The sequence below is a fragment of the Paenibacillus contaminans genome (assembly GCF_003285015.1).
GTDB classification, from domain to species: Bacteria; Bacillota; Bacilli; order Paenibacillales; family NBRC-103111; genus Paenibacillus_V; species Paenibacillus_V contaminans.
Map to the genome: position 1 here is coordinate 1 of NZ_QMFB01000087.1, position 574 is coordinate 574.

1 protein-coding gene is annotated in these 574 nt (G+C 45.8%); it reads left to right on the top strand.

The genetic code is table 11. The features are described from left to right. The first annotated feature begins 255 nt into the window (after window positions 1-255). Entirely contained in the window at window positions 256-414 is a 159-nt protein-coding gene (locus tag DQG23_RS43350; RefSeq protein ID WP_238178274.1) for a DUF6262 family protein, read from the top strand. The last annotated feature ends 160 nt before the right edge of the window (window positions 415-574 follow it).

Consider the following 574-nt stretch of genomic DNA (forward strand, 5'->3'; position numbering starts at 1 on the left):
ATGAAAGAACGGATTAACTTTCACTCTCTGTGGTGCTGCGCTTTGTGCAGCATGGATGGCTAACGGGTACGTTTGTTTAATTGCCAGCAGATCGGCAGTCTTTTCTAACCTAACGGGCAGTTATGCGCAACTTCCAGGGAATGTAAACGTTTAAATAACCTAAGGAACGGCAATTAGAGCCGAAGAGAAACATGCACACCCAGGCAATAGAAGCTATCCGCTGCAGAAAAGGTTGATGAGGCAATCCAAAGACTTATTGAGCAACAAGGCAAGTTAAACCTCAATAGCTTTTCCACAGAGTCGGGCGTCTCTAAAGCCTACCTTTATAACCATTCGGAGATTCGCGAACGAATAGAAACGCTGCGCAATCAGCAAGAAGGCATGTCCTCTGCTAAACAAACGTGGAATGACTGAAACAAGCAAGAGCGTTCTCATCGCTGCTAAAAACAAGCGGATATAAGAACTCCAAACTGAAAACAAACAACTGGAGGATGAGTTCGGGACATGAAGGAAAGACCGGCTAAACCGAACGTTTCGCCGTTGTAACCGATGGAGGAGGCAGACAATTCATGGG